We start from the raw sequence: 16,952 nt of genomic DNA on the forward strand, positions 1-16,952 counted from the left end.
GAAGAAGAAATGCCCAATATTCATTTGGAATTCCTCCCAGAATATAGTCCAGATTATAACTTAATTGAATTAGTGTGGCATTCGGCAAAAGAATATGTAGCTAATCGTCTTTTCACCTCTATTGAAGAACTTGAGTATTTATTACATCGACTTTTAAATGAAGGCGAGTTGATTATTAAGTAGGAGCGTAAGCTTAAAAACAAAGGTAATTCTATTAACGTAATTTAAAAGCGCAACAGCTTATCAACATCATGCTAAAGCCATTCACCTGCATCGTTAATAGTTTGACAATTTGTAAAAATATTTGGCAATCCAAAAGTTGATAGTATATAGCATTTCTAAATGATTCATGAAGGCAAGCTTTCCGGCTTCTTAAAGAAGTCAAGGAGCTGAAGAGCTGGCTCACAACTCAAATAGGATTTCTATACGTCGTGTAAGTAACAATACCTTAAGTTATTTTTTAACCTTAAACTTAACATAATCTATTATTAATTAGAATATAAGCCAAATTCATATTGTTATACTGCTAAATAGATAAACTGTTTCCACAGTTGCACAAAAAGATGAAACGACGCAACTTCCTTTCTTACTTCCTGTTACTAATTGCAGGCTGTGCATCGGCAACAAGTAATTCCAAGAGTATATCTTCCAATTTAGATGCAGACATCCCTGATACACTCCGATTTACAGTGACAGATACTCAGGGTCTCGAACAGTTGCAGCGCGATTATGGAGGACTGCGTACTGCGCTAGAGGAGGTATTGGAAAAGAAAATTGAGTTTGTCCCTTTTGAAAGCTATATAGCTGCTGCTGCCGCTTTGCAGTCAGATCAGGTAGACTTTGTTTTCACAGGCCCCTCAGAATATGTGGTAATGAGTGCCAGGACGAATGCAGTTCCCATCATTGGGATTACGAGACTGAACTATTACCCAGTCATCTGTGTTTCTGCTAACAACAAGATAAAATCGGTAGCACAGCTGAAAGAGAAAAAAATTGCGATGTGGAAGGTTGGCTCAACGAGTGGTCATCTTGGCCCGACAAAACTGCTAATTGATGCTGGACTAAACCCTAAATCTGACCTAGAAATCCTCATGTTAGGCAGTAAGGGATTACCCGCCTTACAAAAGGGTGAAGTTGATGCTTGGGGGGGTTCCTCTGTCAAGTATGAGAAATTTCTGAAGGATGAAGGCTTATCTGAAAGTGCGTTGCCACTGATAGAGAAAGGAGCGTTTTTCCCCAATGATTTATTTGTTGCTAGTAGTAAGCTAGATTCACGGGTTGTCAAAAAAATAGGCGATCGCATGATGAAAAATCAAGATAAACTGCTCCAAAGTCTTTTATCCGTTGAAGAAGGAAAGTTTCAAGGGTCGAAGCTAGTTTCAGCTAATGATGTTGATTACAACCAATTTCGTGAGGTATACAAACTTGTTGGACAAGGTAGTTTTGTTCAGTAAATTATAACTAAATGAACGATAGTTATAGCGTAAATATCGATGTTTTTTAACATCATACACTTTCATAGGGAAATTTGGAAGGCTATGTTTTCGCTGTTGCATCTAAATTTACATAACAAAAGCAACATTTCAAAATTGTCCTTAAACGGGATAACAGCCAAGATCCAACGGTTGAGTATAGCCAAAAAAATTGGTTACGGCTATTCCTTGGCTATTGGGATAGCAGTTTTTGGGACAGCTATTGGGCTAGTCACTGGAGACTATTACCAAAAACAGGCTCAGACACAGATGAAGATTGCCAATAGGCAACAACATCTCCTGAGTGATTTAGAAAATGCTGTTAATGCGGTACAGTCACATCCTCAACGGCTGGTCATCATTCTTGGAGAGTCAATCTGGTTTGACTATGAAACGGCTAAATTTTTGGGTGATGTTAATCGGGTTAAGAAACTCATCTCTAATTTTAAATTTTTCATAGAAACTCATCCTCGTAACTTAGTCAGAAACACCACAAATCTAAAGGATTTATTACAGGGTTATGAAACGAACACAGAGGCTTATGCTGGGCTGATGCAGTCTCTGTGGCAGCAAATCGATCCCCCTAACTTAACACCAGAAAATATTCCAGCAGCACAGCAACGGTTGTTAACTTTTATTAGAGGAAAATCAGCAACTGATATCACTGTTAAGTTTGACCGCCTTTCAGAAAGTTTATCCCAATTCAAAGTAGGTGCTGAATTTCAACGGGCACAAGCAAATCAAAGGGTTGAAGAAGCAGAAACATTAAGACTGCAAATTATTGCTGTAAGTATGCTGTTGTCAGTGGCAATGGCAGTGGCTCTAGCGCTCATTACCAGTCGTGCGATCGCTCGTCCCATCGAAAGTTTGACTCAAGTTGCCAAGCGAGTCACCCAGGAAGCAAATTTTGAGCTGCAAGCGACTGTTAAAACTGAGGATGAAGTGGGGTCGTTAGCAATTTCTCTCAATCAGTTGGTTCAATGGGTCGGAGAGTATACCCATGAACTAGAGTTAGCTCGTCAGACGCTAGAGCAGCGAGTAGAGGAACGGACTCAGGAACTTACACAAGCACTCCAATACCTCAAAAGCACCCAAACACATCTAATTCAAGCCGAAAAAATGTCCAGTTTGGGGCAGATGGTAGCGGGGGTGGCTCACGAAATTAACAACCCCATCAACTTCATTTATGGCAACCTGGGTTACGCTAACGATTACACTCAACAATTGCTTGAATTAGTAGAACTCTATCAGCAACATTACCCCGATCCAACTCCTGAAATTCAAGACAAAGTTGAAATGATTGAGTTGAACTTCCTTGCTGAAGATTTGCCAAAACTACTGTCCTCAATGAGGATGGGAGTTGACCGGATTCGGCAAATTGTGGTGTCTTTGCGTAACTTCTCTCGCCTTGATGAATCTGAGATGAAATCAGTCGATATTCATGAAGGAATTAATAGTACATTATTGATATTAAATAATCGGCTTAAGCACGAGATTCAAGTAATAAATGAATATGGAGATTTGCCCCTAATTGAATGCTATCCAGCACAGCTAAATCAAGTATTTATGAACATTATTAGCAATGCAATCGATGCACTGTTAGAAGAGTCTACCCAACCTAGCAAGCAAATTATAATTCAGACGCAAAGAATAGATTTTTCTCACATTCAGGTAGGAATTAAAGACAATGGTATGGGGATTCCACCAGAAATTAGAGATAAGCTGTTTGATCCATTCTTCACAACAAAGCCAGTAGGTAAAGGCACAGGCTTAGGACTGTCTATTTCCTACCAAATTATTGAAAAGCATAGAGGTAAGATAGATGTGATTTCAGCGATTGGGCAGGGAACGGAGTTTGCAGTCACTCTGCCTATCCAGAATAAGGGCTAACTGAATATGCAAATTATATTCGCCCTTTTTACAAAACCGGGATGCTATGCTAACTATAGGAATAATGAACGTATCACTAGATTCAAGTAAGTAACACACTCAGTGCTTACGATAAAAGGCTTGATATAGCAACTAAAATATCAAATTATTATGCAAACACGCCTCACTTCTTCCCCAGCGCAAGCTCGTCAAACAAGAGGGCAACTTGCCTCACCAGAGGATTCTTTATCTTACGAATTGGGTAAGGCGGTGCAAGAATTACCGCCACTGTATACGCGATTGTTGGCAGGAACTATTAGCTTATTAGTGTTGGGTTCAATTGCTTGGGCGCATTTTAGCGAAGTGGATGAAGTAGCTGTGGCTCCCGGTGAATTGATAGCATCGACACAGGTAAGGCCAGTGCGATCGCTTGGTGGTGGCATTATTAAATCTGTCAAAGTAAAAGAAGGCGATCGCGTTAAAAAAGGTGATGTCTTGGTGGAACGCGATCCAGGCTTACCGCAAGCCGAAGTTGACCGCCTAGCCAAATCTTCCGAGTTAATTCAGCAAGACTTGCAGCGTCTGGAAGCCGAACGATCAGGAGCCGGAAGTGGTGGAAATTCTCTGCAAGATCAGCTTTTAACCTCTCGTTTAAAAGACTTTGAATCGCAAAAAGCGGCGGCGCAAGCCGAAGCGAATCGACAAATTGCGGTGATGAATGAAGCCAAAGTTCGCCTCACCCGTCTGCAAGAAAACCTGATCAACGCCAGAACCAACCTCGCCAACGCAGAAACTAACCTAGTCAACGCCAAAAGCCTGCTTCCGAAAACAGAAGCAAACTTAGCGATCGCTCAAAAACGAGAAGAGGCTTTTAAAAGTCTGTTAACTCCGGGTGCTGTACCTCGACTCGATTACATTGATGCACAAGACCGAGTAATTAGAGCGCAAGCTGATGTCACTAGGACAAAAGATGCGATTACCAACGCTGAAGACAAAGTAACTGAAGCTCAAGACAAAGTAAGCTCAATAGAAAAAGATATCGACGCTCAAGGTCAACAAATTCGCCAAGCCGAACAAGCCTATCAAAGCGCTCGCAATCAAGCTGAACGTTTGGGGTCAGAACGCCAGAGTGAAATCCTCACTCAATTCAACAGGCGACGTGAAGAACTAACAACAGTTGCAGGTCAACTGGAGCAGGCGAAAAAGCAACGAGAAGTAGAAAATATCCTCGCTCCTTTTGAAGCTACCGTTTACAGCGTCAAAGCAACCAAAGGGCCAGTGCAACCAGGAGAAGAGTTATTATCTCTACTACCAGCAGAGGAAGAACTTTTGGTAGAAGTCAAAGTTCTCAACCGCGATATCGGCTTTATCCGTAAGGATATGAAAGCAAAAGTAAAACTAGCAACTTTCCCATTTCAAGAATTTGGCACGATTAATGGTGAGGTAGTTCAAATTAGTCCTAATGCAATTGTTGATAAAGAGTTAGGCTTAGTTTTTCCCACCAGAATTAAACTGCAAAAACACACAGTTATGGTGCGGGGTCAAAAAGTAGAATTTACTCCAGGTATGGCAGCAACGGGAGAAATCGTAACTCGGAAAAAATCCATTCTCACCTTCATAATGGAGCCAGTAACTCGTCGATTCACCGAAGCATTTTCGGTCAGGTAATTATACTAATTTATGTTCATTTCGTTACTAGGCTCTCGCCTAGTAACGAATAAAAACAAAATTTCCTCTTGCTCCCCTCTTTGCAGGCAAAGAGGGGCTGTTCTCGTAAGGACAGAATTTAAGCCAACAAACTCAAGTTGTAGAAACTACTAGCATTGTTGAAAGAATTCACCCGCACGTAATAGGTTCCTGCTCCCAAGAATGTGTTAATTGAATCTGCCACAGTACCGACCTGACTTGAACTGGAAATCAGTAGCCCATTGATATTGTAAAGTTGCAAATTAGCATCAGCACTCAAGCCATTTAACGACAAACCAAAACTGCGACCTTCTGCTAAGTCAAAGCGGAAGTAATCGTTAACATCTGCACCGCTCACCCACTCGCCCAAAGTGCGACTTCCATTTAGCTGACCGATGTTGCGAGCAGTAGCAAAAGTGCTACCAGCAAAATCGGGAATTGTTGCAGACGCAGTTAGGTTATAGAAGCCGCCGCCGCTGCCTTGATAAACTCGCACGTAGTAAGCACCAGGAGTTAAATTATTAAAGTTAATTGTTTCCGCACTGGTTCCTGTCAAGAAGGAGTTTGCCACTACTTGACCATTGATGTTGAGTAGTTGCAAATTAGCATCAGCACTCAAACCATCTAGTCTCAAACTCAGGTTGCTGTTAGGGCCAACGTTGAATCTGTAGTAGTCGTTGGTGTCAGAAGTATTTATGGCATCTTGGAAAGTACGAGTACCGTTGAGAGGGCCCATGTCACGAGCTGTAGTTAAGGCGTTGCCAGCAAAGTCCGGTGGGGTCGCGGATACACTCAGGTTGTAGTTAGTGTTGCCGCTAAACTGGTAAACCCGAATGTAGTATGTACCAGGCGCTAAATTACTTGTATTGATACTTTCCGCCAGGGCGCCGTCATTAACTGAAGATAGTAATACTTGATTAGCGCTATTGATTAGCTGCACATCAGCGTCTGCACTCAAGCCATTTAATGTGATGTTGAGATTGCTACTTGGGTCAACTGTAAAACGATAGTAGTCATTTGTATCAAGGCTATTAACAGCATCTCGGAAGACTTGTTGAGTATTGCTGAGGGTGCCAATGTCGCGTGCAGTCGCTAGCGTGTTACCAGCATTATCTAGAGTTGTAAATTGTGTAGAAGACAAACTCAAGTTGTAGTAAGTGCTGGCGTTGTTGAAGGAATTAACCCGCACGTAGTAGGTTCCGAATCCCAAGAATGTATTAATTGATTCAGCAGTAGTCCCGACCTGAGCAGAAGTAGCAATAACTTGCCCAATACTGTTGTAGAGTTGCACATCTGCATCGGCACTCAAGCCATTTAGCGACAAACTAAAATTGCCGCCAGCATTCAAGTTGAAGCGGTAGTAGTCGTTGGGGTCAGCACTGTTCACAAAGTCGCTGAAAGTTCTACTTCCATTGAGTGAACCCATGTTTCGAGCTGTCGTAAAAGTGTTGCCCACAAAGTCGGGTACTGTAGCTGACAGGCTTAAGTTATAAAAACTGTTGCCGCTGCCTTGGTAAACTCTTACGTAGTAAGCACCAGCGGTTAAATTATTAAAGTTAATTGTTTCGGCAGCGGTTCCTGCCAGGAAGGAGTTTGCCACTACTTGACCATTGATGTTGAGTAGTTGCAAATTAGCATCAGCACTCAAACCATCTAGTCTTAAACTTAGGTTGCTGTTCGGGCCAACGTTGAATCTGTAGTAATCGTTGGCGTCAGAAGTATTTATGGCATCTTGGACAGTCCGGGTGCCGTTGAGTGCGCCCAAGTTGCGAGCTGTAGTTAAAGTGTTGCCAGCAAAGTCGGGTGGGGTGGCGGCTACGGTTAGGTTGTAGTTGGTGTTGCCGCTGAACTGGGAGACTCGAATGTAGTATGTACCGGGCGCTAAATTACTTGTATTGATTTGTTCAATACCAGTGCCTTCCTGGTTGGAAAACGCTACCAATTTACCGTTACTTCTGAGCAGTTCCACGTCGGCATCTGCGCTCAAACCATCTAGTCTGATGCTGAGGCTGCTAGTCGGGTCAACTGTGAAACGGTAGTAGTCGTTGGTATCAAATGTTGTAACTGAATCTCGTAATACTTGTTGAGTATTACTGATAGTACCAATATCACGGGCGGTAGCGATCGCGTTGCCGGCATAATCCACCAGTGCGGCGGATACATTCAGGTTGTAGTTAGTGCTAGCACTATTGAAGGGAAAAACCCGAATGTAGTAGGTGCCTGAATTTAAGGTAGCGTTGATTGCTTCAGCGGTTGCGCCCACATTAGCAGAACTCTGTATAGTCTGACCGCTGCTGTTGAGCAGCTGTACATCTGCATCTGCACTCAATCCGTTAATAGAGAGACTGAAGCTACTACGACCCGTAAGGCTGAAGCGATAGTAATCATTCGGGTCTAGAGGACTAACATGGTCTGTAAATGTTTGGCTATTCGAAGTGATATTTAAACCTCTAGCTGTACCTAGTGTGTTTCCCGCTAAATCTACTGCTGGCATATGTTCACCCTGTACTACGTGTACTTACGTAATTGCTCCACAGCAGGGGTGGTAATGATTCCAGAAACCATCCGGACATTTTGCGTAATTTTACAAAAACTTTATATAAAATTTATACAAACTTTATAACAGCAATAAGGTGAGGGGATCGCGCTGTTTGGTTATGAACTAGCTAAGATTGCACTTCGGCAAGCAAAAAGCGCGATCGCCAGTTGATCACACGGGTAGCAAATTGACTCCAGCTAGGAGATAAAGCGTTTCTTAAAGCGGTTAAATTAATTGCTAATAAAGTTCCTTGGCTTCTATAGCAGCCCTAAATGATTCGTGAAGGCGAGATACCCGACTTCTTTAAGAAGTCGGGTATCTGAAGGGCTGGCACCTCACAACTCAAATAGGATTGCTATAAGACGTTTGTAAGTACCTGCATTTAGATTGGTGTTAATCGCTTCTGTCGTGCTGCCAAAATTGTACGAACTTTGAATTTTAACGCGATCGCTATCAAATAGCTGCACGTCGGCATCTCCACTTAAGTCGTTGAGAAGCAAAGTCTTTCCAAAGCGCCAACTCCCTACCATTAAGCCTTGTTTCGATTCTGTGTATTCTTGCCATAATTTTGAAAAATCACTTAACTAACTGCTATTAATTCACTCAAATTTGAAGAGTCAAGTGTTTGAAGTGCTATAGCAGTAGCTGAGCAGGTTTGACAAGTACAACGTAAAGTAGCAGCTAATATGTCTGATGATACGGAAGTAGATGTTGCTGAGGAAACAGCCGGGGTTGATCCGAGTGCTGTTCCCCCTGTATTGCTACCGATAGTATCAGGAATTGCTGGAGCTGCTGCTACTTCCCAAGTTCCGGAAGAAGTGTAAGTGTAATAACTATCTGCAATCGCAAACTTCATAGAACCACTAGATCCAAAGTAATCTTTGATAGTTATCGAACCGAAAGAATCTAGTTGTATATTTAAATCGGTATTGATGATTGAAGAAGTTAGATTTGAGAAGTTGTAACTAGATAAGTTGAGGACATCTAGAGAATCTGTAGATTCAAAGATATCGTCTCCAGTGTTAATGCCAAAGACATAGCCCAAGAAGGAGTTTGCCGCACTGTTAGCGATGATGTAATCGTTACTGGTTGAGTTGATCAAATTTTCAATAGTTGCGCCGTATGCGATCGCGCTCCCAAAGCTAGAGGTAGTATAGTTTTCTCCCGTACTCCGATCCTCATACGTTGTGCTGTTGTAGGCTGCTTGTGTTGTCAGCATCCCATTCTCCCGCATATCGAAGCGGTAGCCAGAATTAAGAGATGCCAAATCCGAGAAGTCCAAAGTGTCTATACCGCCACTGTCCCACAAAGTCTGCTTCAATTGGTTAGTGGAGCTACCCGACGACAGACTGCCGTTGCTGTAACCATAAACAGTATTAAAAGAATAAAGATTGTTGCCTGAATTGTAATTTTTTGCACCATAGAGATATTGCAGCGCTCGAATGTCATAAGCCATTGGTGTCACTGCATTACTACCAACATTGTTATAACTCATTATTGTGTTGGTATTGTTATCTTCCCCTGGTGACAAAAACGGCCCATTTCCTGACCCCGAACCGTCGTAGTTACCTGGATGTTTCAGTCCCAAAGCGTGCAATGTTTCGTGAATTAGTGTTTCGTATCCGTAAGTGCCAGGTTCGCTAGAAAAGCTGTTGACAGCACTGTTCTCATAGTTTCGGCTCAGATGTACGTCGCCTGCTATTTCATAATTACCTGGATAATAAGCATAGGCGTAGGCTGGCCCATTAGAGAACATATAGCGGATAGTTCCATAGCTAGTGGCGCTATCTGCAACTTCGACAAAATCAACGTTAATAAATGACTCAAGTGATTCCAAAACTGAGCGGACATTGGCTTTGACCGTTTCGCTCAGTTCAAAGACACTTTCATCTCCGTAATAAGAATTAGCAGCAGCACTACTAAGGAAGCTGTAGGTAATGGCTCCCTCAGTCGAGCTAGTGTCCCAATAGCTATCAGCCTCATTCAAGAGCGCATTAATGGCGTTATTATCTGTTGGAGAATAAGTTCTAGCAGTAAGAGAATTAGAAGGGGCTATTGCAAGCTGAAAACTGTGAGAGTCGTAAAACTCACCTTGGTTGGCGTTATTTGCCTCGTTTGCCTCGGTGATATTACCCTCCGCATCCACAATCATGCCGAGGTAGTACGTCCCCGTACTGCTCCAGAAGGCATCGCTGGCTCCCGGTAAATTCAGGTTGTTCGTTAAGGTGTCTGTGCTGCTGTTACCGGAGAGAGCGCTAATCCATTGAGAACCGAGGCGGCGATCGCTTATTGTAATGTTGCTATCCTGTGACAGGTAGAAGTCTACCCAGAATCCCTCGGCATTCCCACTTGTAGTATTTTGAATTTCATACTCAACATTGAAGCTGTTACCTGGCGTTAGGGAACTCTGCATCACGTTGAAGTTCCCGCCTGATAGGTCAGCCAACTGTGGCAGGCTCTTAGTAGACAAACTCAGGTTATAGTTGGTATCGCCAGAAGATTGCTTGACTTGGACGTAGTAAACACCCGTCGCTAAGTTGGAGAGGTTAATCGATTCTGCTAAGGTGCCACCATTTTCTGAACTTGCTATAATCTCACCAGGATCGAGCGCACGATTAGAGTTGGCATCCCGAATCAGATACACATCGACATTGGCACTCAGTCCATCAAGTGCCAAGTTGAGATCCTGGGGAGTAGTTAATCTGAAGCGATAGAAATCTTCCGGGTCGCTGTCACCCACAAAATCGTTAAAAGCGCGATCGCTCAGCGACCCCACTCTAAAAGCTGTCCTCAAAGTATTACCAGGTTCGGGTACAACACTGGCTGCACTAGAAGAACTACTGCTAGAAAATTGAATGTTCTTTCCAGCTAGGTTAAATAGTCCTGATGATGTTGCTGACAATAACTCTGAAGAAAGATTTACTTGTAAAGCGTCATACCCAGCTAAGGTTTCCCTTAGTAAGCTACCGTTTTCTAGCAGTTTTCTTTGTCTGAACATTTTCTTGCTTATTCTAAATTTGAACTACAAAGTCAGTGATTTTTACAGTTATTTAAAACTTAGACATCATAAGATATCCTCCCTACCATGAGGTGAAGATAAAAATCAATATCGACAAAGTAGATGCAAATTTATTGGGCAATTTTCCCGGACAGCGCAAAATTAGATACCTTTGGCAGAAGTGTAGCTTATTGAGCTTAATTATACATAAGAGCTACTGAAGTATCTTCCCTGATAACTTGCATCTGACCCAGAGACGCTTTACTCGTTTCTTGCTGTAATTTACACAAATGTCAGCTATTGAAGCTGAACGTCGGTATATCTACAGGGGATATATTTTAAATTACTCACAAAAAGCCATTAAAACAAGGGTTTTCTTTAAAGTTCATAAAATCTTTACAGTAAACTGTAAAAATATCGATAACCCACACCAAATTGGCAAAAAGGAAGATCCCCCTTTGCTGTATGGGTTAAATCCAGAGACAAAAATCGTCTAACATATGTCTAATGGCTGGATGCGATCGCGCCCGTCGGTGGGGCTAGGGAAGAAGGATGCTATGCGATAAGCAGAAATAAAACTTACTTTTCCGCACTCGGATTAAACTAAAAAACACTCAATCGAGTAACTTATGGAATCATAAAAGCAACAGCTTCAGGATTTGATTGAACAACTTGCTCACTTTGCCCAAACTGTCGATAACGAATCCGAGCGATCGCGTCCTGACCGCCCGATAAATTTGCGATGGATATTGTAGGCGATACTCTAATTTGCTTTCGTTTAGCTTTAAACTTATTTGCTCTGAAAATCCCATTTGCGGCATTGCACTCATCAAAACTTGAACTGGTTTTTTGTTTTTCTTGGGGCGACCAGAAGCAGTGCTGTCGTTAGGAGCGGGCCAAAAAGTCTTACCATATTAATATAGAAAATACGCCTACCGCAACAATAGCCGCTTACTTCTCATCCAAAGCTTCACTCCCATCCCACCCCGCCGGAACGCCAGATGTCTGATATTTCTGGCAGCGTTTCACGTATAGCTTCGCCGCTTTGTCTTGGTGATTTTTTTGTAGAACTTCCTTGAAGATTTGCTCGGCTTGTGCAAACTTTTGTTGGTAATAGAGAATAATGCCTTGTTCAAAATCGGTTCGAGTTTCCGTCTTGAGGTTGCGGATAGATTCTGGTTCGCCAGAGAAAACTTCAAATACAGCAACCGGAGCCTGTTTTCCTTTGACTCGAACGCGGTCAAGAAAACGATAGCTGTACTTTGAAAGTTCATCCAGTTGATACAGAGCTTGTTCGCTAATTGCGATACCCACGCCATACAGTTTCGTTAAACCTTCCATCCGAGAGGCGAGATTCACTGCATCGGAAATTACGGTGCTTTCCATCCGTTCCGACTCACCAACAGTACCCAGCATCAAACTACCAGTATGCAGCCCAATGCCAATGGAGATTGGGACTTCGGCTTTTTGTTGCCGTTCTTCATTCCAGAGTGCAACCTTTTTTTGCATAGCGATCGCTGCTAGAACTGCATCCTCAGATGTCTGGGGAAATAGTGCCATTACGGCATCACCAATATACTTATCAATAAAACCATTGTGCTGACGGATGACTGGGCCAACTCGGCTCAAGTAAGAGTTGATAAAATTAAAGTTTTCCTTGGGCGACATCCCCTCGGAGAGAGTTGTAAATGAGCGAATGTCAGAAAACAAAATTGTCATTTCTTTAAACACCTGATCGCCTAACTGCACATCTAAGATGCTTTCTTTTTCTAAAAAACGCAGGAACTCATGAGGAACAAAGCGCTCGTAGGCAGTATTTAAGGCTGATAAGTTTGTATAAAGACTAGCATTTTCAATAGAAATAGCGGCTTGGGAAGATAGGAGGTTTAATACTTCTAACCGCTCTGAAGTAAAAGCTCCCTCTGTTAAATTATTCTCTAAGTAAAGAATACCAATTAGTTTTCCCTGATTGATCAAGGGCGTACAAAGAATAGATTTTGGTTTATTTTCAATAATGTATCGCTCGTTAATAAATTTTCCTTCCCGAACTGCATCCTTTAAAACCAAATTATCCTGAGTTCTAGCTACATAATTAACAATTCCTACTGAAAGTTTGCCACTGCTTTCGATTGGAAGTGATTGCAGCAGTATCACCTCATCTTTATTGACTGCACCTTCTGCTTTAATCAGAAGTTGATTTTTATTTTTTAGAATTAAAAAACCTTTTTCAGCTCCGGCGTTTTCAATTACAATTTTCATTAACTTAGCCAGCAACTTATCCAGAATGATTTCACCAGAAAGCGCTTGCGAAGCTTTTACGACTGTATTTAAGTCTAGACCTCCTGCATCCTCACTAGAGGTAGAAATAGAATAAGTTGTCGAGGAATCTTTAATTCCTGTTGCTCTATGAAGTAAATAAGGATAATTAGTATTTAACTCTTTTACCTTGCCTATTGCCCCCCATTTAGTATAACCATAACGAGCCTCCATTAGATAGGCTTTGGCAATAATATCAAACCCTTTATCAAGGTAAAATTTAGCAGCTAATTCATTAGCGATCGCTTGATTTTGAATATACTCATTTTCTTTAGCAGACTTGATAGCTTGCTCGTATAACTCCATCGCCTCTTGGGTTTTGTCGGAAATACGAGCCATTTCAGCAGCAATGAGCAAGTATTTATGTGAAAAATTCTCTGGACAATTATCAGCCCAAAGTTTCATTTGTTTTTGATTTTTCTTTAGCGTTTTCCAATACTCCTTTTTTTTCTCGTCATTAGCCGTATTATAAAGAGCAGCCAGAGTTAGAGAATAATAGAAGTGATGCTCCGCAACTTGCATTAAACCTGATACAGCTGCCAGAGTTTTTTCTGACTCTAATGCCATCTTCAAAGCATTGGAGTAATCCTCAAAGATATACAATGCTGCGAGCTTTACAAAATAATACCAATTGAGAGCAATTGCCAATCCAGCATAAGCCCTTAGTTGCTCCAAATGTTTTTCTTCATCATAAAATTCATTGCTGAAACTACATTTATCTTTGGTTAACCCTTTCAAACATAAGGTTAACTGTTGCGTCACTAAAAAAAAGTTGGGTGTATATATTTCTCCAACTCGATTCGCATAATCGAGATACTTTTGATTTTCGATATAAAGATTATCTAGATAATCTCCCGTAATAAAACTTCTCATGCTGAGAACATTGTTGGCATAACAAGCCCAAACTATGTCCCCTGATTCAATCCCTGCTTGATAAGCAGTTTTTAAATGAATAATGTCTATTTTTGAATGCTTAGTCCAATGATTAACAAAGCCACCAAACAAGAAATTTACTTTACATTTCAATTCGCTGCTATTAAATTTTTCAATAATATTCAAGGAAAGTTTACCAAAGTCATAACGAGATTGAAAATCTCCTAATCTTTCACCTAAAAACCTACTTAAACCCAAATAACCCATAGCAGAATTTGCTGCATTTCCATACCTCAATGATAAAGAAGCCTGCTTTAAATAAAACAGGTCAGATAAATCCATGTTTGTATAATATAAAGCAGGTATTACGTGCGAAATCAAATTAATAGTTGCCAACATATTCAGGTCAGTCATATCCGGTCTATGAATTAAATTTTTAATGCTAGTATCGCCGATACTTGACCGAATATCTTGAATTTCTAGTTTTAATGCTTTCTTAATTTCCCTGGTTTTCTCTGGTACATCCCAACCCACCAACTTTAAAGCTTGCTTACCTAATTCAACGACTTCAGAAAACTTGCCTAAAGTTGTATATGAAATAATTTGAATGCCGTAAATTTCTGCTTTTTCTAGATTTGTCTTGGCCTTTTCCAACAAAATGTTAAATAGATTATCAGCTTGCTCAAAGTTTTTACAAAGGTATTCGCATTCAGAACGCTCCTTGTACAAATCGAAAGTTAGCTGATAATCGCTTTCCCAGCTATCTGTTGCTAAAAGTTTCATACCAGTTGTTAAATATTTTAACGCTGGTTCGTATGCAATCGAAGCCTTGGCTTTTTTTCCAGCCGTTAAATTTAATTCAGCAAGTTTATTTCTGGCTTCTTGGTCAACAATTAGCTCGCTTCCAAAGTTTAGCTGATTGACAATATCGAATATTTTTGATTCCCGTTCCTCTAAACTGGTATTACCTAAAAGCAGTTGACCGATTTTTAAGTGAAAGTCTTTTTTATTTTCTTCAGGAATCAGGGAATAGGCAGCTTGCTGAACGCGATCGTGTAAAAATTTATAAGAAACTAATGTATCAGTGGAAACTAAGTAATTATTGGCTTCCTGTGCATCAAAATCTAGGAATATTTTGTAATTATTATCGAGAGGTAAAATTAACTCTTCCCGAATTGCTTCCCAGAGGTCAATAGCTGTTGCTGCTGGAGAGTTCTCATAAACAAATGATAAAACTTTTAAATCAAACTTATTACCAATACAAGCCGCTAACTTAAGTATTTGCTGTGCGTTATCGGAAAGCTTTTGAATTTTCCCAGCCATCAATTCGACGACATTATCTGTTATGCCAACTTGTTTAATTTCCTCTAAATTCCAATGCCACACAGCTTGATGCCCCTTATTAAGGACGGATTGAGAGGGGACATTCAATAGCTTTTCTTCGTAGAGAGATTTTAAAAACTGGTTGACAAAGAAGGGATTGCCATTAGTTTTACGAATTACTAACTCCGCTAGAGGTTTTGACTCGACTTCATCACAGCTAAGAGTCTCGCTAATTAATTGGTTGGTATGACCTAAATCCAAAGGTTTTAGGTTGATATGATTGACAATAGCATTGGCAGAATTAATCTCATCTAATGTCATCATTAAAGGATGAGAGGCATTCACTTCATTATCTCGGTATGCCCCAATTAAAAATAAGTATCGGCTATCTCTCGCCGTCATTAGCAATTGAATTAGATTGAGGGATGCCGAATCAGCCCATTGTAAATCATCAAGAAATACAACTAGGGGATGTTCTTTTTTGGCGAATACCCCAATAAATTGTTGAAAAACTATGTTGAAGCGATTTTGCGATTCTGTTGGCCCTAGTTGGGCGACAGGCGGCTGTTGTCCAACAATTAGTTCTACTTCCGGAATCACATCAACAATCACTTGACTGTTGGAACCAAGGTCATTTAAAAGTTTTTCTCGCCAAGCTGCTATTTTTTCTTGACTTTCAGTTAAAATTTGACTAATTAATGACTGAAAAGCTTGAATTAAGGAAGCATAAGGAATATTACGTTGAAATTGGTCAAATTTCCCAGAAATAAAATACCCTCTTTGTTCGACAATGGGTTTGTGAATTTCATTGATTAAAGCTGATTTACCAATACCTGAAAATCCTGAAACTAGCATCATCTCGGTTAAGCCTTGGCTTACCCGCTCAAAAGCGGTCATCAGGGTGGTTATTTCTTGTTCCCGACCATAGAGTTTTTGTGGAATCTCAAATTTATTAGAAAAATCCTGCTTACCAGGAATGAAGTTTTCAATTTTCCCAGTGGTTTGCAGTTGCGTCAGACAAACTTCTAAATCGAACTTTAGACCGTAGGAACTTTGATATCTGGCTTCTGCTGTTTTTGATAACAATTTCATGACTATATTAGAAATAGCCAGGGGAATCTCTGGATTTAGATGGCTCGGTGGAACTGGTTGTTTAGCAATATGACAATGAACTAATTCCATCGGGTCTGTTGATTGAAAAGGCAACGCCCCAATTAAAATTTGATAAAAAGTTACGCCTAATGAATAGAAGTCAGTCCGATAATCGATTGCTCGGTTCATCCGGCCAGTCTGCTCTGGCGACATATAGGGTAAACTCCCTTCCAGAACATTAGGATTTCTAATTTCTTGGGTTTCTCTGGAAAGAAGCGAAGAGATACCAAAGTCTATTATTTTTACTTGTCCCGTATGAGGATTTACCAATATATTTTGAGGCTTTATATCTTTGTGTATAATGTGATTTTGATGAAGTTTTCCAAGCCATTCAGAAATTTGAATAGCTATTTTTAGAAGTTCTAGTAAGTTCATTTTTGAGGAATTCACCGCTTTGTCGAGCGATTCACCGCCGAAATCTTCTAGCACTAATACGCAAGTGTTGTTATAGTTTTCCAGGTTGTAAGGTTTAACAATCCCTGATAAATCTAAATTCTTTACGATTTCATATTGATGTTTAAATTTGGCAATATCGTTAAGGTTTGGATATTCTTGATTAAGAATTTTAATAACAACCTTTTGTCTATCGAGTTGTCTAAAAGCACGATAAACTAATGATTTTGTACCTTCATGAAGGATTTCAATAATTTTATAGCCTGGTATTTTTAGCATTTTAAATTCCTCACCTAGTCAATCTATAAATCAATGCTCCCTAATGATAAAC

The 16,952-nt window shown here is 40.6% G+C and carries 9 protein-coding genes; 5 read left to right on the top strand and 4 right to left on the bottom strand.

Annotated elements, in window-relative coordinates:
* The 4 genes from H6F74_RS13060 to H6F74_RS13075 all read left to right on the top strand — a co-directional run.
* Nucleotides 1–183, top strand: a 183-nt coding sequence (locus H6F74_RS13060; protein WP_190441655.1) for a transposase, incomplete at its 5' end; no start/stop codon positions are given.
* A 380-nt stretch (nt 184–563) separates the two neighbouring features.
* On the top strand, nt 564–1,454 hold the full coding sequence (locus tag H6F74_RS13065) for a PhnD/SsuA/transferrin family substrate-binding protein (protein WP_190441656.1): 891 nt from the start codon (nt 564–566) through the stop codon (nt 1,452–1,454).
* A gap of 171 nt (nt 1,455–1,625) precedes the next feature.
* The gene (locus H6F74_RS29645) at nt 1,626–3,362 is read left to right on the top strand and encodes an ATP-binding protein (protein ID WP_206756315.1); all 1,737 of its coding nucleotides are present in this window, start codon (nt 1,626–1,628) and stop codon (nt 3,360–3,362) included.
* A gap of 150 nt (nt 3,363–3,512) precedes the next feature.
* Nucleotides 3,513–5,009, top strand: coding sequence for an HlyD family efflux transporter periplasmic adaptor subunit (locus H6F74_RS13075; protein WP_190441660.1), 1,497 nt, complete (start codon nt 3,513–3,515; stop codon nt 5,007–5,009).
* 118 nt (nt 5,010–5,127) lie between these two features.
* Here the strand turns inward: H6F74_RS13075 and H6F74_RS13080 are convergent, their stop codons facing one another.
* From H6F74_RS13080 to H6F74_RS13090, 3 genes are all read right to left on the bottom strand, one after another.
* A complete protein-coding gene (locus H6F74_RS13080; RefSeq protein WP_190441662.1) occupies nt 5,128–7,521 on the bottom strand; it encodes a PPC domain-containing protein in 2,394 nt (797 codons plus the stop codon).
* A 380-nt stretch (nt 7,522–7,901) separates the two neighbouring features.
* The gene (locus tag H6F74_RS13085) at nt 7,902–8,096 is read right to left on the bottom strand and encodes a hypothetical protein (RefSeq protein WP_190441664.1); all 195 of its coding nucleotides are present in this window, start codon (nt 8,094–8,096) and stop codon (nt 7,902–7,904) included.
* A gap of 50 nt (nt 8,097–8,146) precedes the next feature.
* Nucleotides 8,147–10,564 carry a pre-peptidase C-terminal domain-containing protein gene (locus H6F74_RS13090; RefSeq protein ID WP_190441666.1) on the bottom strand — a complete coding sequence of 806 codons (2,418 nt, stop codon included), beginning with the start codon at nt 10,562–10,564 and terminating at the stop codon, nt 8,147–8,149.
* 290 nt (nt 10,565–10,854) lie between these two features.
* On the opposite strand from H6F74_RS13090, the gene H6F74_RS29650 reads away from it, so the two are divergent.
* Nucleotides 10,855–11,061, top strand: coding sequence for a hypothetical protein (locus H6F74_RS29650; protein WP_206756316.1), 207 nt, complete (start codon nt 10,855–10,857; stop codon nt 11,059–11,061).
* Nucleotides 11,062–11,515: 454 nt separating this feature from the next.
* Here H6F74_RS29650 and H6F74_RS13095 read toward each other — a convergent pair whose 3' ends face one another.
* Nucleotides 11,516–16,900 carry an AAA family ATPase gene (locus H6F74_RS13095; RefSeq protein ID WP_190441668.1) on the bottom strand — a complete coding sequence of 1,795 codons (5,385 nt, stop codon included), beginning with the start codon at nt 16,898–16,900 and terminating at the stop codon, nt 11,516–11,518.
* Nucleotides 16,901–16,952: the final 52 nt, after the last annotated feature.

The organism is Trichocoleus sp. FACHB-90 (genome assembly GCF_014695505.1).
GTDB classification, from domain to species: Bacteria; Cyanobacteriota; Cyanobacteriia; order Cyanobacteriales; family FACHB-T130; genus Funiculus; species Funiculus sociatus.